General features: G+C 41.6%; 22 protein-coding genes and 1 tRNA gene. All 23 read left to right on the top strand.

Annotated elements, in window-relative coordinates; all coding sequences use genetic code 11:
- Positions 1 to 10: 10 nt before the first annotated feature.
- Positions 11 to 1,705, top strand: coding sequence for a single-stranded-DNA-specific exonuclease RecJ (recJ, locus tag Q8J82_RS11865; protein WP_305328378.1), 1,695 nt, complete (start codon positions 11 to 13; stop codon positions 1,703 to 1,705).
- A gap of 76 nt (positions 1,706 to 1,781) precedes the next feature.
- Complete coding sequence (locus tag Q8J82_RS11860; RefSeq protein ID WP_304891338.1) at positions 1,782 to 2,606, top strand: NAD(P)H-hydrate dehydratase; 825 nt, start codon at positions 1,782 to 1,784, stop codon at positions 2,604 to 2,606.
- A gap of 89 nt (positions 2,607 to 2,695) precedes the next feature.
- Positions 2,696 to 3,448 carry a triose-phosphate isomerase gene (gene tpiA / locus Q8J82_RS11855; RefSeq protein WP_304891337.1) on the top strand — a complete coding sequence of 251 codons (753 nt, stop codon included), beginning with the start codon at positions 2,696 to 2,698 and terminating at the stop codon, positions 3,446 to 3,448.
- A 62-nt stretch (positions 3,449 to 3,510) separates the two neighbouring features.
- Positions 3,511 to 3,864, top strand: coding sequence for a preprotein translocase subunit SecG (gene secG, locus Q8J82_RS11850; protein ID WP_305328377.1), 354 nt, complete (start codon positions 3,511 to 3,513; stop codon positions 3,862 to 3,864).
- Positions 3,865 to 3,896: 32 nt separating this feature from the next.
- Positions 3,897 to 3,981: transfer RNA gene (locus tag Q8J82_RS11845), tRNA-Leu, on the top strand.
- Positions 3,982 to 4,145: 164 nt separating this feature from the next.
- On the top strand, positions 4,146 to 5,387 hold the full coding sequence (locus Q8J82_RS11840; protein ID WP_305328376.1) for an integrase arm-type DNA-binding domain-containing protein: 1,242 nt from the start codon (positions 4,146 to 4,148) through the stop codon (positions 5,385 to 5,387).
- A 338-nt stretch (positions 5,388 to 5,725) separates the two neighbouring features.
- Complete coding sequence (locus Q8J82_RS11835; RefSeq protein ID WP_304908817.1) at positions 5,726 to 6,586, top strand: DUF6387 family protein; 861 nt, start codon at positions 5,726 to 5,728, stop codon at positions 6,584 to 6,586.
- 354 nt (positions 6,587 to 6,940) lie between these two features.
- The gene (locus tag Q8J82_RS11825; protein WP_305328375.1) at positions 6,941 to 7,243 is read left to right on the top strand and encodes a CHC2 zinc finger domain-containing protein; all 303 of its coding nucleotides are present in this window, start codon (positions 6,941 to 6,943) and stop codon (positions 7,241 to 7,243) included.
- A complete protein-coding gene (locus Q8J82_RS11820) occupies positions 7,240 to 9,429 on the top strand; it encodes a DUF3631 domain-containing protein (RefSeq protein WP_305328374.1) in 2,190 nt (729 codons plus the stop codon). The genes Q8J82_RS11825 and Q8J82_RS11820 overlap by 4 nt, the downstream gene beginning before the upstream one ends.
- Before the next feature lie 2 nt (positions 9,430 to 9,431).
- Positions 9,432 to 9,611 carry a hypothetical protein gene (locus Q8J82_RS11815; protein WP_305328373.1) on the top strand — a complete coding sequence of 60 codons (180 nt, stop codon included), beginning with the start codon at positions 9,432 to 9,434 and terminating at the stop codon, positions 9,609 to 9,611.
- Between the two features lie 142 nt (positions 9,612 to 9,753).
- A complete protein-coding gene (locus Q8J82_RS11810; protein WP_305328372.1) occupies positions 9,754 to 9,897 on the top strand; it encodes a hypothetical protein in 144 nt (47 codons plus the stop codon).
- A gap of 335 nt (positions 9,898 to 10,232) precedes the next feature.
- Complete coding sequence (locus Q8J82_RS11805) at positions 10,233 to 10,622, top strand: hypothetical protein (RefSeq protein WP_305328371.1); 390 nt, start codon at positions 10,233 to 10,235, stop codon at positions 10,620 to 10,622.
- 114 nt (positions 10,623 to 10,736) lie between these two features.
- On the top strand, positions 10,737 to 10,886 hold the full coding sequence (locus tag Q8J82_RS11800; protein WP_305328370.1) for a hypothetical protein: 150 nt from the start codon (positions 10,737 to 10,739) through the stop codon (positions 10,884 to 10,886).
- 434 nt (positions 10,887 to 11,320) lie between these two features.
- The gene (locus Q8J82_RS11795) at positions 11,321 to 12,556 is read left to right on the top strand and encodes a tetratricopeptide repeat protein (RefSeq protein ID WP_305328369.1); all 1,236 of its coding nucleotides are present in this window, start codon (positions 11,321 to 11,323) and stop codon (positions 12,554 to 12,556) included.
- Between the two features lie 185 nt (positions 12,557 to 12,741).
- Positions 12,742 to 13,191, top strand: coding sequence for a hypothetical protein (locus tag Q8J82_RS11790; protein WP_305328368.1), 450 nt, complete (start codon positions 12,742 to 12,744; stop codon positions 13,189 to 13,191).
- 562 nt (positions 13,192 to 13,753) lie between these two features.
- Positions 13,754 to 14,155 carry a hypothetical protein gene (locus Q8J82_RS11785; RefSeq protein WP_305328367.1) on the top strand — a complete coding sequence of 134 codons (402 nt, stop codon included), beginning with the start codon at positions 13,754 to 13,756 and terminating at the stop codon, positions 14,153 to 14,155.
- Between the two features lie 116 nt (positions 14,156 to 14,271).
- Entirely contained in the window at positions 14,272 to 17,406 is a 3,135-nt protein-coding gene (locus Q8J82_RS11780) for a type ISP restriction/modification enzyme (RefSeq protein WP_305328366.1), read from the top strand.
- Positions 17,407 to 17,806: 400 nt separating this feature from the next.
- On the top strand, positions 17,807 to 18,163 hold the full coding sequence (locus tag Q8J82_RS11775) for an NADH-quinone oxidoreductase subunit A (RefSeq protein ID WP_304909584.1): 357 nt from the start codon (positions 17,807 to 17,809) through the stop codon (positions 18,161 to 18,163).
- Positions 18,164 to 18,188: 25 nt separating this feature from the next.
- Positions 18,189 to 18,665, top strand: coding sequence for an NADH-quinone oxidoreductase subunit B family protein (locus tag Q8J82_RS11770; protein ID WP_013148459.1), 477 nt, complete (start codon positions 18,189 to 18,191; stop codon positions 18,663 to 18,665).
- A gap of 4 nt (positions 18,666 to 18,669) precedes the next feature.
- Positions 18,670 to 19,266 (top strand): NADH-quinone oxidoreductase subunit C, encoded by a 597-nt coding sequence (locus Q8J82_RS11765; RefSeq protein ID WP_305327069.1) that lies wholly within the window; start codon positions 18,670 to 18,672, stop codon positions 19,264 to 19,266.
- Positions 19,259 to 20,512, top strand: a complete 1,254-nt coding sequence (locus Q8J82_RS11760) for an NADH-quinone oxidoreductase subunit D (RefSeq protein WP_305327068.1) — start codon at positions 19,259 to 19,261, stop codon at positions 20,510 to 20,512. Before Q8J82_RS11765 ends, Q8J82_RS11760 begins: the two co-directional genes overlap by 8 nt.
- 136 nt (positions 20,513 to 20,648) lie before the next feature.
- Positions 20,649 to 21,152: an NADH-quinone oxidoreductase subunit NuoE gene (nuoE, locus tag Q8J82_RS11755; RefSeq protein ID WP_304891003.1), complete on the top strand. Its 504-nt coding sequence runs from the start codon at positions 20,649 to 20,651 to the stop codon at positions 21,150 to 21,152.
- 41 nt (positions 21,153 to 21,193) lie between these two features.
- Positions 21,194 to 22,483 (top strand): NADH-quinone oxidoreductase subunit NuoF, encoded by a 1,290-nt coding sequence (nuoF, locus tag Q8J82_RS11750; protein WP_370868136.1) that lies wholly within the window; start codon positions 21,194 to 21,196, stop codon positions 22,481 to 22,483.
- Positions 22,484 to 22,485 lie beyond the last annotated feature (2 nt).

The following is a 22,485-nucleotide window of genomic DNA, read 5'->3' as shown; positions in this document are numbered from 1 at the left end:
TAAAACCATCATGACCAAAATAGTACAACGTAAAACTCAGCTACAAGCAGAGCAGCAATTGCAGGCAGCAGGGCTGTCGCCGCTTATGGCACGTTTATTGGCTGCACGTGGTGTTACTGATGCGACGCAGCTTAGGGCAAATCTAAGTGGTTTGTTGCCACCCAGTACGCTCACTAATAACGTAGCAATGGCGAAGATATTGGCAGATGCGATTGCTGCTAATAAAAAATTGCTAGTGATAGGTGATTATGATGCTGATGGCGCCACCGCGACCGCTGTTGCCGTTAAAGGCTTGCGTATGTTTGGCGCAAACGTTAATTTTTTAGTGCCGAATCGTTTTGAGTACGGCTATGGCTTAACACCTGAAATTGTTCAGCTCGCAGCGTTGCAAAGCCCAGACATCATTATTACCGTAGATAACGGTATTGCCAGCGTAGATGGCGTGGCAGCTGCCAATGCACTTGGCATGCAAGTATTGATTACGGATCATCATCTGCCAGGTCAAGTGACGCCACAAGCCGCTTGCATTATCAATCCGAATCAGCATGGTTGTGATTTTTTAAGTAAAAATCTGGCAGGCGTGGGCGTGATGTTCTATTGTTTGCTCGCTTTACGTGCAGAGCTGCGTGAGCGTGGACATTATAGGGAAAAACCAGAGCCAAATTTAACTGAGCTGCTTGATTTAGTTGCACTTGGTACAGTGGCAGATCTTGTGAAACTGGATGACAATAATCGTATTTTAGTAGAGCAAGGCTTGCGTAGAATTCGCGCGGGTGCATGCTCGCAAGGTATTTTAGCTTTATTACGCGTGAGTGGCCGGCAGCCGCAAACGACTAATGCACAGGATTTGGGTTTTTATGTAGGCCCAAGGTTGAATGCCGCTGGCAGGTTGGATGACATGACGCTAGGCATTCAATGTTTGCTGGCCGATTCTGAGGTTGAAGCTACTCAAATTGCGCATCGCCTGCAGGATTTAAACGTGCAACGTCGCAGCATAGAAGCGGATATGCAAGATGGGGCTAATCTGTCACTTGACGACATTGATGTGGCCAATCAATTTGCTATCAGTATGTATCAAGTTGACTGGCACCAAGGCGTGATTGGCATTCTAGCCTCGCGTATTAAAGAGCGCTATCATCGCCCTGTGATTGCATTTGCTGATGCGGGAAGTGGTTTGCTTAAAGGCTCTGGTCGCTCCATCGCTAGCCTGCACTTACGGGATGCGTTAGATTTACTCAGCAAACACCAACCCGATTTAATCCTGAAATTTGGCGGACACGCCATGGCAGCTGGTCTTACCATTAAACAGGTTGATTTTAAACTTTTTAATCATAGCTTCGAAGCCGTAGTAAAAAGCCTGATTACAGAAGCTGATTTAGAATCTATCCTTGAGGTTGACGGGAGTTTGGATAGTCACGAAATGACGTTTAAAGTCGCGCAAACTCTTGAGAATCAGGTTTGGGGTCAGGGTTTTGCGCCACCTTTGTTTTACGATGCGTTTAAAGTGGTCAATCAGCGCGTACTGGGTGAGAAGCATTTAAAATTAAGCTTAAAAAAAGACTCGATTGTGATTGATGCCATTTGTTTTAATCAGCCCGAGTTCTTACCTGATCAAATTCAGGCGGCTTATCAACTGCAAACCAATAGCTACAATGGTTCGCAAAAAGTGCAATTAAATGTACGATACGTAGTAAGTGAAACTTAAATGCAAGTGAAACTAAAATCCGGGATGAAATATTATCAACACTGAAAAAACCAACGCGCATCACTTAGTGCAAAGCATGTTTCAGCCTGCTTTGCCTCCGCGTAAAATTGATGCACATAAAGGTTCGTTTGGTAGTGTTGCGATTATAGGCGGCGATTTTAGTATGGCAGGCGCAGTGCTGTTGGCCTCAAGAGCCGCCTTGTTCAGTGGCGCAGGGCGTGTTTACGCGGCAGTGTTGTCCAGTAACGCGCCTGGTGTGGATTTAAATCAGCCGGAAATCATGTTTCGTTCGCCAGCTGATTTAACTCAATTGACGCAATTGAATTGTGTGGTTATTGGGCCAGGGCTTGGGCAATCAAATACCGCAATTGAATTGCTAGAGTTTTGGTTAGCGCAAGATGTGCCGATGCTGCTGGATGCGGACGCCCTTAATTTGCTTGCCAAGCATGCTCATTTAGGCGCAATTTGCAAAAACCGCCATGCTGAAACTGTTATCACCCCCCACGCAGGGGAGGCGGCTAGATTGCAAGCAATTGACAGTGAAGCGATCCAGAAAAATCGTGCTGAGAGTGCGCTGAACTTAGCGAGTACATTTCACGCAAGCTGTGTATTAAAAGGGGCTGGTAGCATTGTTGCACATCATGACGGCAGTTGGTTTTTGAACACCACGGGTAACGCAGGGCTAGCGAGTGGCGGTACTGGGGATGTGCTAAGCGGTATTATTGGCAGTTTCATTGCGCAAGGCTTAAGCGGGTTAGAAGCTGCAAAACTTGGCGTTTATTTGCACGGTGCGGCGGCGGATGCTTTAGTTGCAAAAGGCATCGGCCCAGTCGGTTTGACTGCCTCAGAAGTCATCATTGAAGTACGTCAAACAATCAATAGACTTAACGGCTTGAATTGACTGCAATAGTGCATAATAGCTAGAATGGCGCTGCTTTAGAAGTGCATTAAAATCAAGTGCAAAAATTATATAAAAATATTAGGGTTCACATGCCACGAAAGTTAGTAGTAGCCAATTGGAAAATGCATGGTAACTTAGCCTCCAATAAGCAGTTGTTAGAGGCCTACATTCAAAAAATCACTCCAATAAATAATATCGATGTTGTGGTTTGTGTACCTTACCCTTACCTCGCGCAAGCGCAATCTATACTACAAAACACCAATATTGCCTGGGGTGCGCAGAATATAAGTAAGGACGCTGTTGGTGCCTATACAGGTGAAGTGAGCGCTGTAATGTTAAAAGATTTTGGCGCGCGCTATGTGATTATTGGTCACTCAGAACGAGCTACTGCTTATTGTGAGTCTGACGAAAATATTGCAACTAAATTCGCGCAAGCTAAAGCGCATGGAATAATACCAATTTTATGTGTCGGTGAAACGCTGATTGAGCGCGAGGCAGGCGTTATGCAAATGGTGGTAGGTAAGCAATTAGACACTATTATCAATACCTATGGTGCCGGAGTATTTGCCAATGCAGTGGTTTCATATGAGCCAATTTGGGCAATAGGCACAGGCTTGGCGGCCAGTTCAGATCAAGCTCAAAGTATGCATGAGTTTATTCGAGGCAAGGTTGCTGTGTTAGATAAATCGGCTGCGGCAAGCCTGAAAATCCTATATGGGGGGAGCGTAAACCCTCAAAATGCGGTACAATTATTCGTTATGCAGGATATAGACGGCGGTCTTATCGGCAAGTGCTCGTTAAACGCACAAGAATTTGAAGGAATATGTCGCGCTGCAACCTAGAGAGTGAAATGGTGTGTAAGTGAAGGCAAAGCTTGTAAATATTAAATAGTATTAGGTGGAAAATGGAAAAATTTGTATTGGTAATTCATGTTATTGCAGCGCTAGGCGTCATTACTTTAGTGCTTTTACAGCATGGCAAAGGTGCGGATATGGGCGCTTCGTTTGGTGCTGGTGCATCTGGCAGTTTGTTTGGTGTATCGGGTTCAGCTAACTTTATGAGTCGCGCAACCGCAGCCTTTGTGGTAGTGTTTTTTGCCACAAGTCTAACGCTTGCTTATATGGCTAGCCATAAAGAAAGCGGTGGCAGTGTCATTAAAGCAAGTGTCACTCAAAACGTTACCCCTAAGGCCGTAGATGTGCCTGCATCAACTCCTGCTGAGGCAAATACGACAACTACGCAAGACATACCTAAATAGTTGAAATTTCTTGGGCGTAAGCTCAATAAAATGCCGTCGTGGTGGAATTGGTAGACACGCAGCCTTGAGGTGGCTGTGACTTAGGTCGTGAGAGTTCGAGTCTCTCCGTCGGCACCATTAGTTAGTTTCAAGTAGTATCATTCTGTATCAAACCTCAATAAATACAATGAGTTATCCCAATAATGCGCTTCACGGCGCATCATGTCGTATCATAATGTCGCTTTACAATATGTATAAAAAAACGTATAAAATCATCTTACACATAATTTTTATACGTTTTCATGGCAAAATTAAAAGCTGATTTACTAGACGACCTTACAATTAAAGCTTCAAAGCCTCAAGAGAAGCAGTACACGCTTCGTGATGGTAACGGTTTGTTTTTACTTGTACATCCAAACGGCAGCAAATACTTTCAGCTTCGTACCACCCTACACGGCAAGGCTAAACTAATTCAGTTAGGCACTTACCCTGAGCTTTCATTAAGTGAAGCTCGTGAGCAATCACGCGAAAAGCGCAAACAGGTAAAGATTGAGCATGTTGACCCAGTGCTAGAAGCTAAACTGGCTAAGCACCAAAAGTCTAAAGATGCGGATAATACCTTTCAGAGGGTTGCAGAGGATTGGCTTGCAATTAAACAGCGAACACTAGCACCCAGTACGCACCTAAAAATCAAACAAACTTTTAACGCTAATGTATATGGCGTGATTGGTAAGCACCCCATTAGTGAAATTGATAATCAGCTAGTGCGTAAGTGTTTATTGATTATGCAAAAACGTGGTGCCTTAGAGTTTATGGAAAAAACACGAGGCTGGATTAAGTCTGTGTTTGATTTTGCATTGAGTGACAAACTTATATCTGAGAACCCAATACCGCTAAAAGACGAGCGACTAATTAAGCACGTCGGTGGTAAATTCCCTCACTTACAATCAATGGCAGACGCTGGCAAGCTATTACGTAACCTAGTTGAATATGCTGGCAGTTTTGAGGTGGCATCATGCGTTTATTTACAATTAAGTTTCGCACAACGACCAAGCGAGCTAAGGTGCGCTAAATGGGTGGAGTTTGATTTAGACACTGCAATATGGACATTGCCACTAGAGCGTTCTAAAACACGCAAGTACATGACCAAGCCTCACACCATCATGCTATCAAAGCAAGCCTTAGACGCGTTAAAACAATTAAAAGTATATACAGGGCATAGCGAGTATTTATTTACAGGCAGACTCACCAGCAAGCCCGTTTCTGATAAAGCAATTAGCAATGCCTATGACGCCGTATTTTCTGATTACCATATCGTGCCACATGGTTGCCGTCACTTTTTTAGCACTCAAGCCAATGAAAGCGGATTATTTAGAAAAGAAGCCATAGACTCATTTTTACAGCACAAAGATGAAAACGCTATCAGCGCAACTTATAACGAAGCTACATACGATATTGAACGTAAAAAGCTAGCGCAATGGTGGAGTGACCAATTAGACATTGCTAGGGATGGCGCAAAGGTATTGCCATTTAAGCAAGCCTAAGCAATTTAATGAAATTGGCTAGTATTTGCTAGGGCAAGATTACGGCAAGGCTTACGCCACTTAAAAATGAGGTTATCAGGTATGAATATTAGCGATACTGAAAAGTTAAATGATTTACTCAAGATAATGCAATGTTTACCTAAACTTACAGAACAAGAATTGTCTATAACAGCAAATTTTTTAAAGCTCACGGTTGAGAATAAAAAAGCAACAATACATTACCTGCAACTAGTTAGAGAATAATTAACCAGTTTAGCCACACCTAGCCCGACGGGGCGAACCTCGCAACCCTTAGCGAATGGTGTGGTTTCTTAATTTAGGGCGTAAAGGGGCGTGTTTTGTCAATAAAATCTATTAAGCACTTTAGAGAGCTACCCTCGTGGTTCATACTTGAAAAATATGATGCGGCAAAAACACTTGATGCGGCGGGGTGGTATGAGCAATTGTTAGTGCGGCATGATATTAGGAAATACTTAAAAAGTAATATTAGTGATGTTATTAAAAACCAATTCATGCTCCTTCAGAAAAGTCCTATTATTTACGTAGATGATAGCGCATCATTTGGAGCGTTTTTTTTGACCGACAAACTTTATGAGCTTAAAGCTAAAAAGCCTAATTACTCTTTAGGAGTACATAGGCTAACTGTTCAAGAACTCTATCTCATAGAAAATAATATTGAAGGCGAGAAGCGCACGTACGCCAGAAATTATTTTAGAAATCGTTTTAATATGTTTTTGATACCTCCCCTTGATTTTCCTGACGATTATCCCTTCAAGCCTTGGCTTGATGAACCTGTTAGTAACATAAATGAAAGTCAAGATTCACATATACATGTGAGCGTAGATATGGGACTTCCAGATAAAGCGCTAATTGAGCAATTTAAGCGATTACTAATAAATTTACGTAGCCCATTACAGCAAGTGGGTGTATCCATTGACAACAAACTACGACCAGATTTTGATGGCTGGGCTAAATTTGGAGTATTACCTTACTTGGATTTAAGCATATGGGCAGAAATTGAAGGGGTAAAAATCCCAAACCGTGTAATGGCAGATGCAATTTTTCCTGAAGGTGAAGGCGGTGAAGAGGTGGTAAGAAAAACCACACAAAAACTTGCAGATGAAACGTTAACTGAAAGTCACCTTAACAAACTGGCGGCACTTGCTGCGCATGAAATAGCGGAACGAAACACCGACTAAACTTTTCCGTAAAATAAATCATTAATTACGTGCCTTTTATAGAGTTTTTTAGTGCATAAAATGACTATCCATTGACGACATGACGTTGTCTTAAATGGAGTGATTTAAAATGCAACAATTAAAATCAGAACTAACTCAAACAATCCCCGAAGCCCTCAAAAACTTTGACCAACTTCCAGATAGTGCCTATATTAGATTGCCTGTAATGAAAGGTTTGTATGGTGTTTCAAGCGCGTCAATTTGGAGGGGCGTAAAAAACTCAACTATCCCGAAGCCCGTAAAGCTAACCGAGCGCACAACGGCATGGTCAGTTAGGTTAGTACGAGCAGCTCTAGCAGCAAAGGCGGTGTAAACATGAAAAACGCGAAACCCAAATACGCGGGCAAGTTTTCACGTAGAGCATTGCCTAGCTCAATCCCATACTACGAATCTCAAAACATTACCCTAAAAGGCACTGGCGCATGGCGTGATGCTATATGTTGCTTTCATCCTGACACAAAACCTAGTCTACGTATCAATGTAGAAAAAGGCGCGTATCGCTGTATGGTATGTGGCGCTCATGGCGGGGATGTTTTAGCTTTTCATATGCACAAACACGGCCTTAACTTTATAGAAGCCTGTAAGCAATTAGGCGCATGGATAGAGGGTGCAAAATGACCGAACTTGACACCATTAAACAAGCTGCCAAAACAATCACTGAAAAACAACGCAACCAAGGCTATAAATCCGATGGCTTACACCTATACACAGACACTGACGGCAACATCTTATATGTGCGCTTACGCATGGTTAATGCAAGTGGTGACAAGTGGATTAGGCCATTAAGCCGTGATGATGCAGGCAATTGGACGCTGTTAAAAGAGCCTGATTTTAAGGCATTAGGTTTTACCGATGGTAAGCCGCTGTATAACCTTCAACTAATAGCTAACAATCCTGATAAACCAGTGTGGTTAGTGGAAGGTGAAAAATGCGCCGATGCACTTGTTAAGCTGGGATTGATTGCAACTACTAGCGGCGGTGCCAGTAGTGCTAATGATGTGAACTGGCAAATGCTCGCAGGCCGTGAGGTTGTTATGTGGGCTGACAATGACCCGGCTGGATTGCAATATGTGAGTGATGCACTTGTTAAACTCAATGACGTAAAAGCAAAGGTAAAACAGATTGATATTGATAAGCTTAATCTACCTGTAAAAGGTGATTGTGTGGATTGGTTGCAATGGTTTGACCAGTATCACGGGCGCAATGCAATAAAGACAGATATTGAAGCTTTACCGCTTAAAAATGACGCTATGCAAGCCCCTGTAAGCGATTGTTTATTGGTTGTTGATGCAAAGGTATTACCGAAAACTGATGATGAAGTCATTGCATGGCTGGCAACGCTTAATAAAATTGAGTATGACCGCGTTAGAAAAGACCAAGCTAAAGTATTAAACATTCAAATAAAAACGCTTGATAGTATGGTGAAAGCAGAACGTGAAAGCTTGAACCAAGATGATTCGCCTTTTGCAGATATTGAGCCTTGGAATGAGGCTATTAATCCAGCGCAATTACTTGATGACATTACGCACACGATACAGCGGTTTATCGTGCTGGATAAACACCAGGCACAAACCGCCGCATTGTGGGTGAGTTCGTGTTGGTTTATTGACGTGATTGATTGCGCCCCGATTGCCTTAATCAATGCGCCTGAACGCGCTTGCGGTAAAACTCAATTACTTACCGTACTGGCAAGACTTGCACCTAGAACCGCCCAAGCTAGTGGTATTAGTCCAAGCGTATTATTTCGCATGATTGAAGCTTACCAGCCCACTTTGTTTATTGATGAAATTGAAACTGTACTCAAAGACAATGAGGAATTACGCGGATTAATCAACGCAGGACATACGCGGGATAGTGCGAGCGTGTGGCGTAGCGTTGCTAAAAACGATGATTTTGTGCCTACTAAGTTTAATGTGTGGGGCATGAAAGCCATTGCGGGCATTAACGCTATCAAGCTAGCGGAAACAGTTACCAGCCGTTCTATTGTGTTTGAATTAAGGCGCAAGACCGCTAGTGAAAATGTTGAGCGATTGCGCCGTGCTGAAGCTGGATTGTTTGAAGTGTTAGCCAGTAAGTTAGCTAGATTTGCTGAAGACTACAGCCAGCAAGTTAAAGAAGCGCGGCCACACCTACCTGATGCGCTAGGCGACCGTGACCAAGATAACTGGGAGCCGCTATTACAGGTTGCTAGTGTGGCTGGTGGGCATTGGCCTGTTACTGCATTGAACGCAGCGTTAAGGCTATCAGGTGCAACGCAAACGCCTGTGAGTAGTGCCAATGAATTGCTATCTGATATTCAAGAAGTGTTTGAAGCTAAACAAGTGATTAAAATAACCACGACCGAACTAATCAATGCGTTATGTGAAGATAGCGAAAAGTCATGGGCTACTTATAACCGAGGTAAACAGTTAAGCCCACGGCAACTATCAAATAAGCTTAAAGATTATGGCATTGCATCAAAAACCATTCGCATTAACGGCTATGAAACTGCAAAAGGGTTTGAGTGTGAGCAGTTCAATGACGCGTTTGCACGTTATCTCACAGACCCCCTAAATTTGCCGTCACAAGGTAACATTTTGCTGGAAGCCAATAACGGCGGGGCTTTGAGTGTATCGGATGTTGTTACTGTTACGGATAGCATGAGTAACAATTGTGACGTTGTTACGGATAGCAAAGTAATAAGTAACAAAAAGGTAACGCTAGAACCCACACCAATACTAGGTTGTGACGTTGTTACGGATAAAACGCATATTTTAGCTGCTGCTACACACGCACACTTTAATGATGATGTTGCGAGGTTTTAATCATGTATATCATCAACAACGCAAACGACCTACTAAATGCAATGCTTGAATGTGAGATTGTCGTTACGCTAAATGGCGATATGTTAGAGGTAAAGCAAGCCCGCTGGATTGATAACGATTTAGCGGTTTTAATCAAAACGCACAAGAATGATTTAATAAATATACTGGAAAGTGAGATATGACAGATTATCAATTTTGGGTCTTTGCATAATCAGCTAGCTAAATAGGTTAATTGTAAGGTTAGGGCAAGTCTGAAACAGCAATACAAGTTGTTGAAGGCTTTGCCTATGATTTGGGCGATGACAGCTATGATTCTACCAATTGATGTCTGCTAGAAACGAAAACGGCCTTTCAGATTTAGCTACTCGTCATCCCGTACTTGCGAGCGTAGCTAATAAAATGAAAGACCGAGATAACAAGTTACTCTTTGAAATTGTCGCTGTCAATCAATATGGTGCCAGCTTTTAACGGCAAACCAAAAATATAAGTAGTGGTGCCACTACGCAATGAGCTTGTACGCGATTAAAGCACAGCAACATAGCTTTTATCCATGGCGCGTTAGAAAGCGGATTAAAGCCGATTGATATTTACAATGCATTTATCAACTTCAATCAATCAATATTACGGGTATTTTACGGTGATGTTTGCTCCAGCCCAATTAAGAGTTAACTCAATTGGGCTATATGTTTAATTGGGGTAAGCATTTAGTATTGCTTAGTTATTAGAGAGACCGTTCAGAATTCTTATCGCCAGTTGTATCTTTATTTTTCCACAACCTACATTCACACTTTGAAAGAAAATCAATGCGCCTTTTTATTACGTTATTCCTTGTAACTTTACTAACTGGGTGTGCAACCACTGACTTTCAGCCATATGAAGGAAAAAACAATCTTTACGAAGGTGAAGGTGGTACGAAGGTTATTGTAAATGGTGTTGAATTTTGGGCAAATGGTTCTCCACCTCGTAAATACTCAATTGTGGGCATGGTAGTAAGTGAGGTTGGTAGCGGAATTGGAGATGAGTCAATGATTAGGTCTGCGGTTGCAAACAAAGTTAAGGAAAAAGGTGGTGACGCAGCTGTTCAAGTTACTAACAACACTACATTCTCTGGCATTCTTCGTGCCTCTTCGGGGTTTTATATGGCTACGAATGTAAAAAGTATGCAGTTTGCAGTAATCAAATATGCTCAGTAGCCAATTTTTCTTCTGAGAAACTAAATAGTGGTAAGGTTGATAATTTCAGTGATGTAGATTGGAGTAATGCTTATGTCACAACAAATATGCTTCCATCTCTTAAAGGGTATGTCAATGCAACAAAGGCAGAGTTTGGTAGCGAAATTGCAGCAATCAGACCAGCAAACACAGGAATTGACCAATTCAAATGAACCCAAAATAGCGGAAGTCTTTGGGGCAACTTCGTTGAAAACACCAGCTTTTCACAATAAACCAAAAGTGTAAGTAGTAGCATGTCAATGTAATTGGTTTACGCGTGTTTAAGGACAGCTTAATAGCTTTGTTATAAATTCTTAATCGTGCCTGAAATAGATTAAAACCGATTGATATTTACAATGCATTTATCAACTTGAGTCAATAAATATTACGGGTATTTTACGGGGATGTTTGTATCAACCTAAGTTACCAATAAACCCAATAGGGCTATATGTTTAATTGGGGTAAGCATTTAGTATGAATTACAGTAAATAACTAACCATAAAAATCAATCATGAACTAGATAAAAAAGTTAATAATTGCAGCAATTGAGATGTTACTAATGGGTAGCCTCTGATGGTACTTTCTATATTTTCAATGGTACGATTAGCAATTAAAGTTGTACCAATGATGATGTGAAATTTTTTGCATTTCCATATTGATTTATATAAAAGTGAGCCTGCGTGAAAATTTCAATTGTTTGTTTATCTGCCTTATTGATATTACTTAGTGGATTAGCAAATGCTGGACAATATGAAGATGCTACTGAGGAGTACAAAAAAGGAAATTTTGTAGAGGCAATTAAACTATTTCAGTCATTAGCAGAACTTGGTAATTCAAAAGCTCAAACGAATCTTGGATATATGTATGAGAAAGGCCAAGGCGTAGCGCAAGACTATAATCAGGCGGCAGAGTTGTATGAAATGCCTGCCTCAAAAGGGAATGAAGATGCTCAATATAACCTCGGTATTTTATATCAGCAAGGTAAGGGGGTAACAAAAGATAATAGTAAAGCAGCTTACTGGTTCAAAAAAGCCGCAGAGCAAGGAAATATATCTGCACAATATAATCTTGGTGTAATTTACAGTGATGGTGTAACTCAAGATTTCAAGAAGGCAGTTGATTGGTATAAAAAAGCTGCAGAGCAAGGATATTCATCAGCTCAATACAATCTTGCAAACATGTATGACCAAGGTCAAGGTGTAACTCAAGACCATACTCAAGCAGCTTATTGGTATAGAAAATCTGCAGAACAAGGAAATGCAGCAGCGCAAGCTAGCCTTGGTTTTAAGTACTCTCAGGCCCAAGGAGTAACGCAAGACTACAAACAAGCAATTGATTGGTACAGAAAAGCTGCAGAACAAGGAAATGTAACTGGACAATATAATCTTGGAATTTTTTATGACTATGGTCAAGGTGTAGCTCAAGATTACAAACAGGCAGCTGACTGGTTCAGAAAGGCTGCCGAGCAAGGGGACATTGACGCTGAATATAATCTCGGACTTATGTATCACAATGCCAAAGGAGTTGCTCAAGACTACAATCAAGCAGCTTACTGGCTCATTAAATCGGCAGAGCAAGGGCATGCGGTTGCACAATTTACACTTGGTACCATGTACCTATTAGGTCAAGGAGTGATAGAAGATTATAAGCAAGCAGTTGATTGGTATAAAAGAGCTGCAGAGCAGGGACATCCTGCAGGGCAATCTGGATTAAGCAACATGTATTTCTTAGGTGAAGGCGTTGCGAAAGATTTAATTAATGCACATCTTTGGGCAAACTTGGCAGCAAGTAATGGGGACAGTCGTGCAGTGAAACTTCGTAATGCTATTGCAAAAAATATGACACAAGGTCAAATTGCAGAAGCACAGAAATTAGCTGGAGAATGTAAAAAACGCAATTATAAGGCCTGCGAGTAGCAGGTATAAAAATTAGAAAAGAGCAATAGGGTTATCTACTTTAAGGCATTAACGACAAGAGGAGCTAATAATGTCCTGACGGACTTCAGGTGAAATAATAGGAGGTGCAAACACATTGAATGTACAGGCATATCTAGTTTAGCTTAAAGTTCTGACTTATTGATTTGTTGCGGAGGCAATTGAAATTGGAAATTATTATTAGTAAAAAGAAACTGTTGTTAATTATATGTGGGCTTTGTGGCCTAGCATGGTGGTTCAGGTATGACTATATTACAGGTAACAATGAAATATATAGATTTGACCGATTAACACACCAGACAAGTATTGCATCAAAAATCGGGAAAAAATGGCTACCAATCATAGAATGTACATCAAAAAAACATTCAGTTGCACAGTATGAGTCGCTATTATCTGGCGTTGTGAAATCAGCAGAAGCCGCACCCGTTAAATTTACAGGTGGTTACGATATTGTTGGTAAACCAACTTATCTTTATCGGGATGTAGAAGAAGATAAATCAGTAGTAGCAGCAGAAAAAGCGCGTTTACAAAATGAGCTTAAATATAAGTTGGAGATTGCTCAACAAGAGCTTAAAGATAATGCAGAAATAAATCGGCTCTGCGCAAGTTTTTGGTGAATAAATAAGGCAAAGTAAAACTTATTATTTGATAAATAATGATGGAAATCTAAACAACCATAAAATTGCTGTTTACGTCTGACAAACCAAATCTTGTAATGATTAGACATTTCAAAGATGAAAATTGGACTAATGCCTATAAACAAGTCAATTTGCCTAACACTTTATCTGAATATGCCGCAGTAGCAAGCGCAGCGTTTAATGAGAATATTGTTGCAATCAGACCAACAAGTGAGGAATTTAACAAATTCAACGGAATGCAATACAAATGAAGTCTTTGGGGCAACTTCGCTGAAAACGTCAGCTTATTACAGTAAACCAAAAGTGTAAGTAGAAGCTTGCCAATGTAATAGAATTGCACTTGCTTACATCCATGTATAAAACTCTAATGGAATTATTTTTAAAGCTTTGATAAAGGTAAATCTAATAATTAAAAGTCAAAAAACAAGGTAATACTTAGGTTAGACTATAATTAATAGGAATAGGGGATTCCAACCATGAATCCAAATATTTTTTTTATTAATTAGAGTCCCATTGGTCTCTATATCCAAGGTTGCGCACAATGACAAATAAGCCACCTACAGAAAGAGAAGTTTTACGTTGCATTTATGAAATCTATGAGCCTGATTACCCTGGAGATAAGCCTGGAGAAAACGACCCATATATTGCTATTGATGTTACAAAAGTAGCTGATAAATTGAAATGTAAGCCAGAGTTAATATTTGGATATCTTTACTATCACTTAGATGCAAAACATAGATACAAAGTAGCAGATAATATAACTACACATCTATTTGCACTTGCGGCTGGAAAAAAACATCATGCGGTTAATTTTCCATATTTAGCAGCAATTCTAGCTAATCATAACCTTGAGCATCGGCATCAACTCTGGTCTATTGGTCTCTCGCTAGTAGCACTAGCATTGTCCGCGGGTGCTATCGTTGCACAACTGGTTGGTAATTAAGTATTGCTAGTTATTATGACTAAGCTAACCACATAAAATTATAATCAAGTTAATTTTTTGACAATCAATCTCGGTGCTATCATTAAATACACTTCAAAAAAATAATAAGCGCACCTATGGATATTCAACAATACATTGGCAATGTAAGCTCGCTATTTAATGCGGGCAACAGCACCGAACATAGCTATCGTGGTGACTTGCAGCAACTACTTTCCAGCTTGCTAAAAGATGTAGCGGTGACCAACGAGCCCAAGCGCATTGAGTGTGGCGCACCTGATTACATCCTTACCCGTAAAGACATCCCCATCGGCTATATTGAAGCTAAAGACGTAGGCGTTAAGCTGGGTGATAAAGTACATAAAGAGCAATTTGACCGATACAAAGCTGCGTTAAACAATCTGATTATTACAGACTATTTGGAGTTTCATTTCTATAAAAACGGTGCGTTAGTTGAGAGTGTTTTAATTGCCACTATTGAGAACGGCAAAATCTACGCCAAGCCTGACAGTTTTGACCGCTTTACCGCGCTAATTGAAAACTTCGCATTACAGATTACCCAAACGATTAAATCACCCACCACGCTGGCACAAATGATGGCGGCTAAAGCCAAACTGATGGCGCAGGTGATTAAATCCGCTTTAGATGAAGATGATAAAGCGCAATGCACCACCGACCTGCAAGGGCAAATGGCGGCATTTAAAAGCATTTTAATTCACGACATCAATAACACCAGCTTCGCTGACATTTACGCGCAAACCATCGCTTACGGCTTGTTTGCAGCACGTTACCACGACCCGACACTAGCCACATTCTCACGCCAAGAAGCTGCGACCCTCATACCGCAAAGCAATCCATTTTTGCGTAAGCTATTTCAGTACATTGCAGGCTACGAGCTAGATAACCGCCTCACTTGGCTAGTAGATGAACTGGTGCTGATATTCCTTGCTACCGATGTTGCTAGCGTCATGCACAACTTTGGTAAAAGCACACGGCAGCACGACCCAATTATTCACTTCTATGAAACATTCCTAGCTGAGTACGACCCAAAACTGCGTAAATCTCGTGGTGTTTGGTACACGCCAGAGCCTGTGGTGAGCTTTATTGTGCGAGCCGTAGACGACATACTCAAAACCCACTTTAAGCTGCCACAGGGCTTGGCAGATACCAGCAAAACCAAAGTAACGATAGAAGCGATTGAAGCTGGCAGCAAAGGCAAGCTGGTTAAAAGAGAGCATGAATTACACCGCGTTCAAATACTAGACCCAGCAACTGGTACAGGTACATTCTTGGCACAAACCATACGGCACATTTACGACAGTCAGTTTGCAAAAATGCAGGGAGCATGGTCAGGCTACGTTAAGGAGCATTTGATACCCCGCCTGAATGGCTTTGAGCTACTGATGACCAGCTACGCGATGGCACACCTCAAGCTGGATATGCTGCTGACTGAAACAGGCTATAAACCAGAAGGTAATGCAGAGCGCTTACGCGTTTACCTTACAAACAGCCTTGAAGAACATCACCCTGATACTGGCACTTTATTTGCCAGTTGGTTAAGCACAGAGGCTAATGAGGCTAATCACATCAAGCGCGATGCACCAGTGATGGTGGTAATGGGTAATCCGCCTTATGCTGTGAGCAGCAGTAATAAAAGCGAGTGGATAAATAGGCTATTAGTAGATTATAAGAAAGATTTGAATGAACGCAACATTCAGCCACTATCAGACGATTACATTAAATTCATCCGCTTTGGTCAACACTTTGTTGATAAAAATAGTGAAGGCGTGCTGGCCTACATTAGCAACAACAGTTTTATTGATGGCCTGATTCACCGACAAATGCGCAAAAACTTGCTGGAAAGTTTTGATGAAATATATATTTTAGATTTACATGGTGATGCCAAAAGAAAAGAAACTGCGCCTGATGGTAGCAAAGACGAAAACGTGTTTGACATCATGCAGGGCGTAAGTATTAACTTGTTTATAAAAACAGGTAAAAAAGCTAAAGATAGTTTGGCGCAAGTTTTTCATCATGGCTTGTATGGTAAGCGTGAAGCTAAATACAAAGCACTCCATGAAAGTACAATTGCCAACTTGACTTGGCAGCAAATCCAATTCAAAGCTCCTGAGTATTTATTTATTCAAAAAGATGCGGCTATTGAGAAAATCTATCAAAAAGGATTTTCCATCAACGAATTGTTTATATTAAGCTCCAGCGGAGTTAAGACCCACCGTGACCATTTTGTCATTGATATTAGTCAGCAGGCTTTGAGTAATCGTATGCAGCGCTTTTACGATTTAAGTATTAGTGACGATGAGATTAAACGTGAATTCAACTTAAAAGATAATTCAGATTTTGAAGTTAGCAAAGTAAGAAATAAAGGTAAGTCCGATACGGATTTTATTAAAACGATTACTTATCGTCCATTTGACCTTCAAGCGATTTATTACGATGCTAATTTGATTGATAGAAATAGGCAAAATGTCATGCGCCACATGCTGGGGGGTGAAAATTTAGGGCTTATTCTTAATAGACAGCATGTAGATAAAAGCTTTTCTCACACTCTTTTAACCAGAAATATAATTTCTCACGGTACGTTTTATCTCGGAAATAAAGGACAAGACTATCTTTTTCCGCTTTACGTTTACCAGGATGCAACCGACTTACTAGCTGAAACCACTCGCACACCTAATTTCAACATGCAAATTGTTGAGGCTATCGCCACAGGCTTAGAGTTAACATTTACCACAGAAAAAACCGACCAAGCCAATACATTTGCACCGATTGATTTGCTAGATTATATCTATGCAGTATTGCATAACCCAATATACCGCGAAACCTACAAAGAGTTTCTTAAAATTGACTTTCCACGCGTGCCATACCCAAGTGATGCAACACAGTTTTGGCAACTATTAGCGTTAGGCGGTGAATTGCGTCAATTGCACTTGCTTGAAGGCGAAGCCATTAATCAACTCATTACCAGCTACCCTGAAAATGGCAATAACCTGGTAGATAAGCCGCGCTATGACGATGGCAAGGTGTATATCAATAGCACGCAGTATTTTGAAGGCGTACCAAAACTTGCATGGGAGTTTTATATCGGTGGCTACCAACCAGCACAAAAATGGCTTAAAGACCGCAAAGGTCGCACCTTAGGTTATGAGGATATTCTGCATTATCAAAAAATCATCAAGGCGATGGTTGAAACCGATAGGCTTATGCAGGCGATTGACCAATTAGATATTGTTTAACACCACCTATTATAAATAACGTACATATAAGGCTTTAGAGTAGTATTTCTTTGTAAGGCTTGCTTATGTTGGGTTATAATTGCGCCTGATTTAGTGTGGCTGGACAAGTACAAGCAAAAGAAAAAACGTATAAAAATCCGTATAAAAACATCATTAGAATTAGATAGGTTAAGTCATGATGCGGGTTTTAAGGAATTGTTCTAGTCTCTCCGTCGCACCAGTAGTTATTGAATTAAGTAGTTGGTCAATTAAGTTTTAAGCAATGAATTAGGTGATTATTGCCGCCGTGTTTGTAGTAATAGTGTAATAAAAGGCGTGTAAAAATAAAGCAATATTACCAATTTATTTGATTGGTCTTTTCAGAAGTTCGGTTTTCAGAGATTTAGTTTGGGGCTGGTAAGTGTTAGAAAATTACTTTCCGATATTGATGTTTATCCTCGTGGGCTTGGCGGTCGGCGTTGGGCCTCTTGTATTGGGCTTGCTGGTTTCGCCGCATAAACCTGACTCTGCAAAAAATTCCCCCTATGAATGTGGTTTTGAAGCGTTTGAAGATGCGCGTATGAAATTTGATGTGCGCTATTATCTGGTCGCGATTTTGTTCATTTTATTTGATTTGGAAATTGCCTTTTTATTTCCATGGGCGGTTGTTCTTCAAGAAATTGGTCTGTTTGGTTTTATTGCTATGCTGATATTTTTGGGTGTGCTCGTCATTGGTTTTATTTACGAGTGGATGAAGGGCGCCCTGGAATGGGATTAAACCTTAGAGTGGAACTAAGTCAGTCATGAGTATTGAAGGTATTTTAGAAAAAGGCTTTGTGACCACTACGCTGGATACGGTGATTAATTACACTCGTACTGGTTCAATGTGGCCGATGACCTTTGGGTTAGCTTGCTGCGCGGTAGAGATGATGCATGCAGGTGCGTCACGTTATGATTTAGACCGTTTCGGTATTGTGTTTCGCGGAAGCCCGCGCCAGTCTGATGTGATGATTGTCGCTGGTACGCTGGTGAATAAAATGGCGCCAGCTCTGCGTAAAGTATATGACCAAATGGCTGAACCGCGTTGGGTAATCTCGATGGGTTCTTGCGCCAACGGTGGTGGATATTATCATTACTCATATGCGGTAGTGCGTGGTTGTGACCGTATAGTGCCTGTCGATGTCTATGTGCCTGGTTGCCCACCGACGGCAGAGGCGTTGCTATACGGTATTATTCAGCTGCAGAATAAAATTAAACGTACAAATACGATAGCGCGCTAACGATATGGCCACTAAATTAGAGCAGTTATTGACAAGTTTACAAGCATCTCTAGGTGATAAAATCACCAAGCATATCGTCGCATTTAACGAAGTGACTATTGAATGTAAATCGGCCGATTATTTGAACGTGTGCCAAACGCTACGTGATGATGCCGCTTTAAAGTTTGAGCAGTTAATTGATTTAAGTGGTGTGGATTATCAAGCCTACGGTGATGGTGTATATGACGGCATGCGCTATGCGGTAGTTTGCCACTTCTTGTCTGTTACTCTTAATCATCGTGTTCGCTTACGTGTATTTGCGCAAGATGAGGATTTCCCGATTTTGCCAACATTGGTCGATACGTGGCCTGTCGCTAACTGGTACGAACGTGAAGCGTTTGATTTATTTGGTATTATGTTTGAAAATCACCCGGATCTTCGCCGATTACTTACAGATTATGGCTTTGTTGGCCATCCTTTCCGTAAAGATTTCCCTATGATAGGCACTGTAGAAATGCGTTATGACCCTGAGCAGCAGCGCGTGATATATCAGCCTGTGTCGATTGATGAGCGAAATAACGTGCCGCGTGTAATTAGAAGTGAGGGCGCTCATCATGGCTGAGATTCGTAATTACACCATGAACTTCGGCCCGCAGCATCCTGCGGCACACGGCGTATTGCGCTTGGTTCTGGAGCTGGATGGTGAAGTCATACAGCGCGCTGACCCGCATATTGGCTTATTGCATCGTGGCACTGAAAAGCTAGCTGAAAATCGCACTTATTTGCAATCTATCCCTTACATGGATAGATTAGATTACGTGTCCATGATGTCGAATGAGCATGCCTATGTAATGGCGATCGAAAAGATGATGGGTATAGATGTGCCTATCCGCGCGCAATATATTCGCGTGATGTTTGATGAAATCACTCGCGTACTCAATCACTTGCTTTGGCTAGGTGCACATGCGCTGGACGTAGGTGCAATGACGGTATTCTTATACGCTTTCCGTGAGCGTGAAGATTTATTTGATTGCTACGAAGCAGTTTCTGGTGCACGTATGCATGCTGCATATTATCGTCCAGGCGGCGTGTATCGCGATTTGCCTACTCATATGCCGCAGTATGCAGTATCGCCTTTACGTAACGCTAAAACAGTAAGCAAGCAAAATGAAAACCGTCAGGGTTCGTTATTAGACTTTATCGAAGATTTTACCAATCGTTTTCCAAAATATGTCGATGAATATGAAACACTGCTCACTGACAACCGTATTTGGAAACAACGTACAGTTGGTATCGGTGTAGTAACGCCAGAGCGGGCTTTGGCGTTAGGTATGACAGGCCCTATGTTACGTGGCTCAGGCATTGCTTGGGATTTACGTAAAACGCAGCCTTATGAAGTTTATGCTGATATGGATTTTGATATTCCAGTTGGCGTCAATGGTGATTGTTATGACCGTTATTTGGTTCGTATGGAAGAGTTTAGGCAATCTAACCGTATTATTAAACAATGTGTGGATTGGTTGCGTAAAAATTCAGGCCCGGTAATTACCACTGATAACAAGGTTGCACCGCCTGACCGTGAGGGCATGAAGAGCAACATGGAAGACCTGATTCATCACTTTAAATTGTTTACTGAAGGTTTCCATGTGCCAGCTGGTGAAGCTTATGCTGCCGTAGAGCATCCAAAAGGCGAATTTGGTATTTATATGGTATCTGATGGTGCAAATAAGCCATACCGCTTAAAAATTCGTGCACCTGGTTTTGCCCACCTGGCAGCATTAGATGAAATGACACGCGGCCACATGATCGCTGATTTGGTTGCGATTATTGGTACGCAGGACATTGTTTTCGGTGAAATTGACCGATGAGCATCATTTTTCACGCCCATTCATTGTTGTTCGCACTTTCGCCATCCTCATGTACTTCAGTACATTCCAGTGGCTCAAGCACTCACGCCTCGACTGAGCGTGAAATACTCGCTCCTCGGAGTAGGAATATATAAGTATGTTAAGTCCAGAAGCAATAACTAAAATAGATTACGAACTGACGAAATATCCAGCAAATCAGCGTCAAGCAGCGGTGATGAGCGCATTGCGTATTGTGCAAACTGAGCGTGGCTGGCTATCAAAAGAGAGTATTACTGAGGTGGCACAATATTTAGGCATGCCTGAAATTGCCGCGTTAGAGGTAGCCACTTTTTATAACATGTACGACTTGTCGCCTGTTGGAAAATACAAAATAACGGTTTGCACTAATATTTCATGTATGTTGCGCGATAGCGATGTAATAGTCGACCATTTAAAAGCTAAGTTGGGTGTAGGTTTTAATGAGGTGACGGCAGACGGGAAATTCTGCATCAAAGAGGGTGAATGCATGGGTTGCTGTGGTGGCGCACCATTATTGCATGTGAATAATACACAAATGCATGAGTTTTTAACTACTGAAAAAGTGGATGCTGTTTTGAAAGATTTGCTTCAGCAATCTTCGGATGAAGAGGCTGTGAAATAATGGCTACCAAAAAAGCAAAAACAAAGGCTAAAACACCTGTGATGACAGACTTGAAAGGCCAGACCTTGCTTTGTCTGCGTACGCTGACAGAAGAAAATCCAGCTGCGTTAGACACATATATCAAGCTGGGCGGCTATTCTGCACTAAAACGTATTGTGACTGATAAAGTCAAAGCAACCGACATTATCACCGAAGTTAAAACTTCGGGTTTACGTGGTCGTGGTGGTGCAGGTTTCCCTACAGGGCTTAAATGGAGTTTTATGCCGCGTTATTTTGACGGCACAAAGTATTTAGTCTGTAATACCGATGAAGGCGAGCCTGGCACATTTAAAGATCGCGATATTATTCGCTATAACCCGCATCAGTTAATTGAAGGTATGGCAATTGCGGCTTATACATTGGGCGCGAGGGTAGGTTATAACTATATTCATGGTGAGATTTGGCAGGATTATGAAATCTTTGAAGCTGCTTTGCATGAAGCAAAAGCTGCTGGTTATCTGGGTGAAAATATTCTAGGGACTAATTTCAGTTTTGATTTATACGCCGTGCATGGCTACGGCGCCTATATCTGCGGTGAAGAAACCGCGCTGATTGAATCAATTGAAGGTAAAAAAGGCCAGCCGCGTTTTAAACCGCCATTTCCTGCAAGCTATGGCGTATTTGGTAAACCTACCAATGTGAATAATACTGAAAGCTACACTTCCATCCCTTGGATATTGCAGCATGGTGGTCAAGCTTTTGCAGATTTAGGTGTGCCTAATTCTGGTGGTACAAAACTATTTTCAGTCTCTGGACATGTTGAAAATCCAGGCAATTACGAAGTGAAAATGGGCACTCCGTTTAATGAATTGTTAGCGTTGGCTGGTGGTGTTTGGAAAGGCCGTAAACTTAAAGCGGTGATTCCAGGCGGCCCATCCACACCAGTCATGCCAGCTGAAGCGATTATGGCTGCTACTATGGATTATGATGGCTTAAGTAAAGCACGGTCTAGCTTAGGTGCAGGCTCAATGATAGTGATGGATGAAACAACTTGCATGGTAAAAACCTTGCATCGTTTGTCTTACTTTTTTTATGAGGAAAGTTGTGGGCAATGTACGCCATGCCGCGAAGGCACAGGTTGGGTCTATCGTGTGATTGACCGGATTGTGAATGGCAAGGGCAAAATGGAAGATTTGGATTTGTTAACTGATGTAAGCAACAACATCGCTGGACGCACTATTTGCGCGCTTGGCGAGGCCGCAGCAACGCCTGTGTTGAGCTTTATTAAACATTTTAGACCAGAGTTTGAATACTACATTCAACATGGCAAGAGTATGCTGGACAGCAAATAAAC

The sequence above is a fragment of the Methylotenera sp. genome (assembly GCF_030684185.1).
Lineage (GTDB): Bacteria > Pseudomonadota > Gammaproteobacteria > Burkholderiales > Methylophilaceae > Methylotenera.
The sequence above is the reverse complement of the archived record's forward strand: the minus strand, read 5'-3'. Positions and strand labels throughout refer to the sequence as shown.